This window comes from Thermocladium sp. ECH_B (genome assembly GCA_001516585.1).
Classification (GTDB): domain Archaea; phylum Thermoproteota; class Thermoprotei; order Thermoproteales; family Thermocladiaceae; genus Thermocladium.
The window spans coordinates 1-8,960 of the sequence record LOBW01000074.1 but is presented as its reverse complement, the minus strand read 5'-3'; the positions used below and the strand labels follow the sequence as shown (position 1 = coordinate 8,960).

At 33.1% G+C, this 8,960-nt stretch carries 5 protein-coding genes and 1 CRISPR repeat array; all 5 genes read right to left on the bottom strand.

The window, feature by feature from the left end; genetic code table 11:
* The coding region (locus tag AT710_08190; GenBank protein ID KUO90848.1) for a CRISPR-associated endonuclease Cas3'' at positions 1-545 on the bottom strand (545 nt) is incomplete at its 3' end.
* Complete coding sequence (locus AT710_08185; protein ID KUO90847.1) at positions 542-2,227, bottom strand: CRISPR-associated helicase Cas3; 1,686 nt, start codon at positions 2,225-2,227, stop codon at positions 542-544. The genes AT710_08190 and AT710_08185, both read right to left, overlap by 4 nt.
* Positions 2,224-2,913: a type I-A CRISPR-associated protein Cas5 gene (locus tag AT710_08180; GenBank protein KUO90846.1), complete on the bottom strand. Its 690-nt coding sequence runs from the start codon at positions 2,911-2,913 to the stop codon at positions 2,224-2,226. Before AT710_08180 ends, AT710_08185 begins: the two co-directional genes overlap by 4 nt.
* A gap of 12 nt (positions 2,914-2,925) precedes the next feature.
* The gene (locus AT710_08175; GenBank protein ID KUO90845.1) at positions 2,926-3,906 is read right to left on the bottom strand and encodes a type I-A CRISPR-associated protein Cas7/Csa2; all 981 of its coding nucleotides are present in this window, start codon (positions 3,904-3,906) and stop codon (positions 2,926-2,928) included.
* Positions 3,903-4,295: a hypothetical protein gene (locus tag AT710_08170; protein KUO90844.1), complete on the bottom strand. Its 393-nt coding sequence runs from the start codon at positions 4,293-4,295 to the stop codon at positions 3,903-3,905. Before AT710_08170 ends, AT710_08175 begins: the two co-directional genes overlap by 4 nt.
* Positions 4,296-4,607: 312 nt before the next feature.
* Positions 4,608-8,884: a CRISPR direct-repeat array (repeat unit 24 nt; unit sequence CTTTCAATTCTATAGTAGATTAGC).
* Between the last annotated feature and the right edge of the window lie 76 nt (positions 8,885-8,960).

Sequence of the window (8,960 nt, the reverse complement as noted above, 5' to 3'; positions counted from 1 at the left end):
TCTTTAATAATTTCATACATTTCTCTCTTGTCAATATTCTTAAGTTCTCTATTGATATAATCAATTTCGTTTCTAAAAATCCCTTTAGCCTTGTTATACCAAGGGTCATCAGTAGTTAAATCGCAATATACTTCTAGGTTAGCTCCATATATCACTTTCTTTAAAGTAGATAAAGTTATGAAATCTTCTCCTTTCTCTCCAGCATAAATTCCCAATATCCCAGACTCGTGATGTAACATAACCGCTAAAGCTAGGTAAAGTCCTATATTATTTCCGTGCGTTTTATAAGCTAGATAAGCGCCAACCAATTCATGTCTAAAACTCTTCCTATCACCCTTCATATACTGGGTAGTTAATTTTCCTAGGTCGTGATAAAGTATTGCTAACAATACCAGATCATTATCATTTTTACTGTTTAATACTCTTTGTACCGATTTTAAATAATATTTCTTGTATATCCTACTCCATATTAAACCCGCTACGTAAATATGTTTTAGATAAGGTTCTACACATTGATTATCTTTAAAGAATGCACAACATATCATTTCTTTTTTGACCTCCTCTTTTTACCCTCAGATTCGGATTTAGGTTTATCTAACTCTACTTTAAGCCCAGCTTCATCGTATAAATCGTCCTTCCTAACGTATATTGATAGAGCATTATTGATGATCCTATCTAAAGTAGTGACTTTCTTAACGTGTATTTTGCCACCTTTTTCATACGGATATGAATAAACGTTTCTACCGTTAAGTAATGTAGTAAGCCTTTTCAACGAGTGATTGTCAACTAGAGATATAGAGTATTTTAACGATTTATCATCAAGTCCATCTTTCCTTAGCACAAGCTCCTTATCGCTTTCAGACTCAATTAAGCTATCATCTAAAATAAANATTATAATATAATTACTGGGCCTTACTAACACTTCATCCTCAGGAGGATACGAAAATAAATGTAAATTCTCTATATATTCCAAAAATTCAACATAAAATAAATCCCCTTTTTCCTCTATTTCTTTTACCTTATTCTCGTCATAGACAGTATCAATTGAATTTACTAAATTATCATAGGCNGTTGAGGAATGTAACACGTCCTTAGTTGCTTTAATTATAGAGTCTAAATATGGTAAATTATTTTCTACATCAAAAATTATCGCATTAACTTCTTTTGATTTTTCATTCTTCTTTTCCTTCCTTCTACCAATTCTTCCAACTCTCTGAATTAAACTATCGATGGGAGAGATTTCAGCATAAAGTTTCTCAAATGAGAAATCAAGTCCTACCTCTAAAGTCTGGGTTCCTATTAATACTAAATCGTCTTCATTATTCATTTTAATTTTAACACTATCATAAACTTTCCTCCTATCTTCAATAGCCATCAAAGAGTGTAAAATATAAACGTTCTTACATTTATCCNTCAATTTCTTATACAAACTCCTAGCCCTCTCAACAGTATTAAGAATAACCAGCGTATTACCCTCACAATCTATTTCATTTTCTGTCAACTGTTTATCACCGTTAAAGGTTATTTTTACATCTCTCTTAACATTAAGATCTACAGTTAAATTCTCCACTTTTTTACACTCCCTAGTTAATCTTTCCAATAACGCCTTAGGTAACGTTGCTGACGAAAATACAACTATTGCCCCAGAATTCACTAAGTTGCATATAATTTTACCCATAACCCTAGGCGAAAGAAAGACGCTGTCTTGAATTAAATGAGCTTCATCAAATACTATATAAGAATTGCCCATTAATCCTACTGGTAAAGTATATCTACCAGTCTCATAACCGTACTTCCACCACTTGTTTACCCTTTTAGCCAAAAACCCATATGCAAAAGAGTCAATTGTTGTAAGAGTAATAGGTGCATTATAAAGAAAAGTAGGGTTTTCAACATCACCATGATCTTCCCCTACGGGAATATCTAATTGCAAACCTATCACGTAATTGCAAACCCTATCCCTCATTTGAGTTAATAATGCATGAGTCGGCTCAGCTATATACATTCTTCCCGCAAAGAAGTCATTAACCTTAAACTGATAAAAGAACGGTGCTAAAAAAATCTCGGTTTTACCAATCCCCGTTGGAAGATTTAATATAAATAGCCTCCCTTCATCTACCTTATCAAATATCTCCTTAGCCAACTTATACTGTAATTCTAACCTTTCATTATCTATCTCCCCTTTTTCATTCCATGACTTTATCATTTCAGCAATTAGCTCCTTCACCAATCATCACCTTCTGGAAATATAGCTTCACCAGCACACAAAGTCCTATTGTATTTTATCTCTCCAACCTCATAATAAGATCCCAAAAAATACAATGGAACACTAAAATATCTTCTCTTACCTTGCTCATCAAAAGCTGGAAATATTAAATATCTACCTGTTGCATTCTTAATATCTGAAACAACGTTAACCTCATGTTTATCACATTTTTCTACCTCCACTTCCTTTACATCTTCTACACTCACCATAGATTCAGTATCACCTAACCTTTGGATATTGTATAACGCTTTTTTTACGACATCAACGCCATCTACCATCCCAAAAAGTACTTGCCTATTGAAGGAATACGTGTATTCTCTCACTAAAGCATCATTATATTTAGTGATTTNATTGAAACTACNTGGTAAAGACTTATTCTCCAGAACTCCTCTGGCTCTCTTCAGTATTACGGGGGAAACAGAAATCTTAACGTCGCTTAGAAACACTTCCCTTGCCTTCCTAACTAATTTCTTAGCATAATTTAGACAATCACTAGGTTCACAGTAGCCTAAAATACCTAATCCTTCTCCTAGAGCTCCTATCAAAGTAGAAGGCGGAATAAAAGGATATGATGTAGACACTTGATAAACATCAAGTCTTTTAACACTATATAATGGCCCCCTTAGCCTTGCTAATAAATAATACATTCAGACACCTTATTAGCCCTCATTTCCTAGTATTTTATTAAATATATCAGTTAATGAATTACCGCATTCTAATACATCTTTATATTTACTACAATCAATACCATAACCGTATATCTTTAAGCTATTATCTCCTACTAATTTCTTATAGGAGAGTAATATGTCGATAGACTTATCAACATAATCTGGGTAAGAACCGTGAACTAAATTGGGTATAGGTTTCTCAGATACCGCGACCAATAACTCCTTTACTTCAGAAACAGGTAAAGCTCTAGCTTGCTTAGAACCAATGCCAGTAAATATATAAAGTAGTGCTAAGATAGAAGCTTTCTTCCTCTTCTCCACCTCCGTATTATCTACATTTCCACTCCCTTTTTGATATATAGGTTGCATAACATACACCAGATCCATACTTACAGCAAAGCCGTATAATGGAGAAGTAGAATACTCTTGCTTAAATATCATCATCTGAGACTTCTCTTCCTTCTCTTCTCTTTCAGACTTAGCCTTCACGGGAGATACTCTATTATGAGTTACGCTAAACCTACTAACGTGTTCAAGTATATTCTCATCTAAAACCGGGATTCCAAAGGAAAATTTAACAAGACTATCTCTCTTAATCTGTTTATTCGGTATTAAAAACCCTTGAATATCATTGCATAAATCTTTTATAGCTTCCTCCTCATCATTTGCAACGTTCGGTTTATCAAAAGTAGCATCCTTAGTATATCCCCTCATTCCTACACCTTTTTTGCAGAATTCATTTAGTTCACTACCTCCTAAACTCTCATAAACCTTTGCTAAATAAACGGAATGCCAATGCTTAAGCGAGTTCCCAGTAACAACTGGGACTTCATAAGACCTAAACTGCCCATCCTTCATAAGTGTTACTGTAGCTATAGAATGTGTATTATAATTGCCTATTGTATCAGAACCAGTAAGCACGCTAACTTCCGCAACAAACCTTCCGCTAACCCTAACATAGTTCACATTCATTTATTCTCACCATTACGAACTAACTCAAGAACTATACGATCTGGTGAAATTGAAAGAGAAGCAAATTCCCTTATCCATTTAGAACCATCCTTACCGTTAAAACATGAATGTAAAGCTTTTTCCAAATCTTCAGCCCAAAGGGGTAACAAAGGTAATACCTGATCCTTCAAAAGTTGATCTTTAATGTCCTCATCAGTAGTTATATCCCTTAAAGTCTTCGATATTAATCTGGAAAGTTTATAAACGGAATCAAGAGCCCTAGTTGGTGTGTCTGCAAATCTAACCATCTCATCTAAAATATCATAAGCTTGCTGATAATGAACTACTATCCTAGCAATTGATGACGCCTTAGATATAATTTTTTCACAGTTATCATTCTCTTGCTCCATATAATTACTTTAACTTAAATAGCTAATAAGTTTTTATATATAGATAAATCGTCTTAGATATTGCTAATTTTATAGTCTTTTTCATATTCATAATAGCTGCAACGCGAGTTAAAAATGGATAAATCTGGTGTTAGCAATGGGGGACTGTTGGGCTGAGCGTGTTGAGGACCTTAAAAAGGGAAATAAAGAAGCTAATCAGCAAGAAGCCTAAGGATTTAAACNAGACTANGGCAATACTTAGAAGGAANGGGAATTGCTGAAATAGCGAAACTGTTACAGGTTAACAAATATAGATAGCAAGTTTGTGGTATATTTTAAATTCTATAATAGGTTAGCTCCACCTGGCCTTAAACCCGTTTCAACTAATAATAAATTATCTTTCAATTCTATAGTAGATTAGCATGAAGTGTATGAGAAACTTGAAGAAAGTAAATTGAGATATGCTTTCAATTCTATAGTAGATTAGCCTATCGTTCTGTAACCATTTTACATTAGCAACTTCCCAAAGCTTTCAATTCTATAGTAGATTAGCAGGGGATAAACGTCGGGTATATATATGCAGCAATAACATTCTTTCAATTCTATAGTAGATTAGCTAAAGCAATAAAAATAGGAAACACCTTGATTTTTGAAGACTTTCAATTCTATAGTAGATTAGCTTTATTATATAAAAAGAAAAGTATCTTATCTTCACGTTCTCTTTCAATTCTATAGTAGATTAGCTGATATAAAATGACTGAATCACAAGGTAGAAAAATTAGATTCTTTCAATTCTATAGTAGATTAGCCCATAGTACAAAATGTGAAAAGAAGATATGAGAAAATTACCTTTCAATTCTATAGTAGATTAGCATGAAAATGGTCTTAAGTTACATGATTTCTTAGAAATCGAAAGCTTTCAATTCTATAGTAGATTAGCTATTTAAGTCCGCTTGAAGTTGATAGTGAAATTTACGAACTTTCAATTCTATAGTAGATTAGCAAGACGAATTTTAAAACGTCATAAGTTACGATTTTTTTTATCTTTCAATTCTATAGTAGATTAGCTATATTCCTTCTGTTTGAGTAAATGATGTTAGTGTTTTATTCTTTCAATTCTATAGTAGATTAGCTTTCCCAAGAAGTGGTAAGATGGAGGTGGAATACAGAAGTGACTTTCAATTCTATAGTAGATTAGCCGTTCTATGCCGTGATTTTCGACGACCTAAAGTTACCTGTCTTTCAATTCTATAGTAGATTAGCTTGCTATATACATTGCTAGGAAGGATTTTCCAACTCCAGTCTTTCAATTCTATAGTAGATTAGCGCCGAGTATACTAATGCAATTAGGAGTGTACTTGATGCTTCTTTCAATTCTATAGTAGATTAGCGAGAATATTACGGCGACGATATAGCTAAAATCGTAAAAAACTTTCAATTCTATAGTAGATTAGCTGGAGCAAACACTTAAAACCAGTAATCATATTATACAATAACACTTTCAATTCTATAGTAGATTAGCATGTTCCAGTGCCCTAGTTGCAACTACTATTACTATGCCTTTCAATTCTATAGTAGATTAGCGGGAGGCTCAATAATGAAGCAATTGTACACAAGCAAGAATTCTTTCAATTCTATAGTAGATTAGCTAAGGAGTTGGGGAACAACGACCCCGTGAAATTTGCAATGTCTTTCAATTCTATAGTAGATTAGCCTACATTAAGACGATATACAGTGTGCAAGAAGGAGATGAGACTTTCAATTCTATAGTAGATTAGCATCATGAAAAGGGGGGCAAAGGGATCGGGCTTATAAACCTTTCAATTCTATAGTAGATTAGCACCAACCTTGAAGATAAATCGAAAATCTTGATTTCTCTCATCTTTCAATTCTATAGTAGATTAGCTTTATTTTGATAACAAAATATATCCTTTGGTAATTCAAATGACTTTCAATTCTATAGTAGATTAGCGATTAATTTTTGTTTTTGGATTTGTTTTTGGGATTCGGTTTCCTTTCAATTCTATAGTAGATTAGCAATGCCGTGGCAAGATATAGGAATTTATGCAATTAGATTGCTTTCAATTCTATAGTAGATTAGCTACACATAATAATAATATGAGTTCCCTCTTAAATTTCTTTCAATTCTATAGTAGATTAGCTAAGTCTAACACTTGGTCTGGAGCGAAAGAGTCTAGGAGCTTTCAATTCTATAGTAGATTAGCACGGGTTTGACATACCAACAATAGCAATAGCCCTCTTAATCGTCTTTCAATTCTATAGTAGATTAGCACTGAAGAGCTTGAAGTACTAGCTACACTTTTGACTTCTCTCTTTCAATTCTATAGTAGATTAGCACTTCTACAACATCGAACTAACCAGCGTGGTGAATTTTGACTTTCAATTCTATAGTAGATTAGCCCAGTATTTTGAATATTTTGAATACTAAAATTATCAGAAACCTTTCAATTCTATAGTAGATTAGCATCATTGTCATAGTGTTTCTAATAGCTACGCGGAAGTAGGGCTTTCAATTCTATAGTAGATTAGCAGTAAGCTTTCTATGTTATATTCTTTTCCTAAATAACACTCTTTCAATTCTATAGTAGATTAGCTTGAAGACTTATCTATGGTATTTTGGTGTAGAGAACTTTGCTTTCAATTCTATAGTAGATTAGCACGTATAATACAAATGTGTCAAAGTTACAATCTAGAAATTACTTTCAATTCTATAGTAGATTAGCTATGCTATGAATCACAAGCTAAACAGATCTGAAGTAATTCTTTCAATTCTATAGTAGATTAGCAATAATATACTAGATAGATGTTTGTCCCATCAGTATATATCTTTCAATTCTATAGTAGATTAGCCGCAAAACAGGGCGAATCATATAGAGTATCAGTATATATCTTTCAATTCTATAGTAGATTAGCAAATGAATTATTAGAATCGATAAAGCAAAAAATAGACGAATCTTTCAATTCTATAGTAGATTAGCGCGGAAAGGCTGATGGAAACAAAAAGAAGTCTGGAAAGACTTTCAATTCTATAGTAGATTAGCCTGTCAGAGGCACTTTACATAATGTATCCCAGTCTTTATACTTTCAATTCTATAGTAGATTAGCACAATAGTTAAATAGGATGGATCCACAGGAAGTACTAAACTTTCAATTCTATAGTAGATTAGCTGTGGTGGAATAAAATAAATAAAACTCAGTGTGGAAATAACTTTCAATTCTATAGTAGATTAGCAAAAGTATTAGAAGAACCTGCCTGTAAGGAAATAATTGACACTTTCAATTCTATAGTAGATTAGCAAACGAGAAGAAGAGGAGAGAAAAAAGGAGAGAAGTTCGAAGCTTTCAATTCTATAGTAGATTAGCCTATAAATTCAACTCTATCAACTGGAATTGAAAATTGTATTCTTTCAATTCTATAGTAGATTAGCTGTTGTGCTGTAGGCTGTAGGACTGTCGAGGTACCGTTCGCTTTCAATTCTATAGTAGATTAGCTGGGGTTATATGTAACACTATCAAAGAAGAAAACCACATGCTTTCAATTCTATAGTAGATTAGCGGGTATTTATGAGGGAAGAAGTCATCACCAGTGTCTATGTAGCTTTCAATTCTATAGTAGATTAGCTCAACAGTTACTTCTTGAGTGACTTCTTTTCCTTTAGTTTCTTTCAATTCTATAGTAGATTAGCTTACATTAGTGTCAGAATCATCATAATCCCTTTCTGTCTGCTTTCAATTCTATAGTAGATTAGCTCATCTATGTCCAAAATTACATGATTTAATTTCGGAATGACTTTCAATTCTATAGTAGATTAGCATATTCGTATAATAACAAGCAGACCAAAACGAATACCTCCAGCTTTCAATTCTATAGTAGATTAGCCTAGATTTTTAGAATGAGGTGATTAATATGGATGAATCTCTTTCAATTCTATAGTAGATTAGCTATTTAAAAACGTTTTTACGTCCCTCTTTCCCCTTAACTTACTTTCAATTCTATAGTAGATTAGCCATTTCTTGAATAACTTCAGATAGCGAATTCACTAAACCTGCCAACTTTCAATTCTATAGTAGATTAGCTCAAGCACTCCAACCTATCGCACAACAATTCGCAAATATCTTTCAATTCTATAGTAGATTAGCATATGGAGAAACTGTGGGTTGTTTTTGCAAAAGATTCCCACTTTCAATTCTATAGTAGATTAGCCTTTTCTCTCATTTTGTCCATCTGTTTTAACATTAGTACTCTTTCAATTCTATAGTAGATTAGCAAGATGTATCTCATCATTGTTAGAAGTCAGGTTAATTATTTCCTCCTTTCAATTCTATAGTAGATTAGCTTCCGTATAGTTGTTTTGCAAAGCTAGGAAGTACGCCGACTTTCAATTCTATAGTAGATTAGCTACCTGTTGTTGAGCCTGGTTAAGCTGTGTCAACTCCTGTTCTTTCAATTCTATAGTAGATTAGCTTGTAACGATACAGCCGTTATCTCAGACCGTCATAGACTTTCAATTCTATAGTAGATTAGCATGCCAGGTCTTTTAATGCACTATAGGCCGCAGTTACTACTTTCAATTCTATAGTAGATTAGCTGAGGGTTTTTTAACCCTCTGTTTAATCTTTTCTTCTCCCTTTCTTATAAGTTTTTCTTCTCTACTCTTTCCATTA

What these genes read in the sequence shown, in the direction of transcription:
- AT710_08175 (KUO90845.1), bottom strand. Translation starts at nt 3,906, where the DNA reads ATGAATGTGAACTATGTTAGGGTTAGCGGAAGGTTTGTTGCGGAAGTT.
- AT710_08170 (KUO90844.1), bottom strand. Translation starts at nt 4,295, where the DNA reads ATGGAGCAAGAGAATGATAACTGTGAAAAAATTATATCTAAGGCGTCA.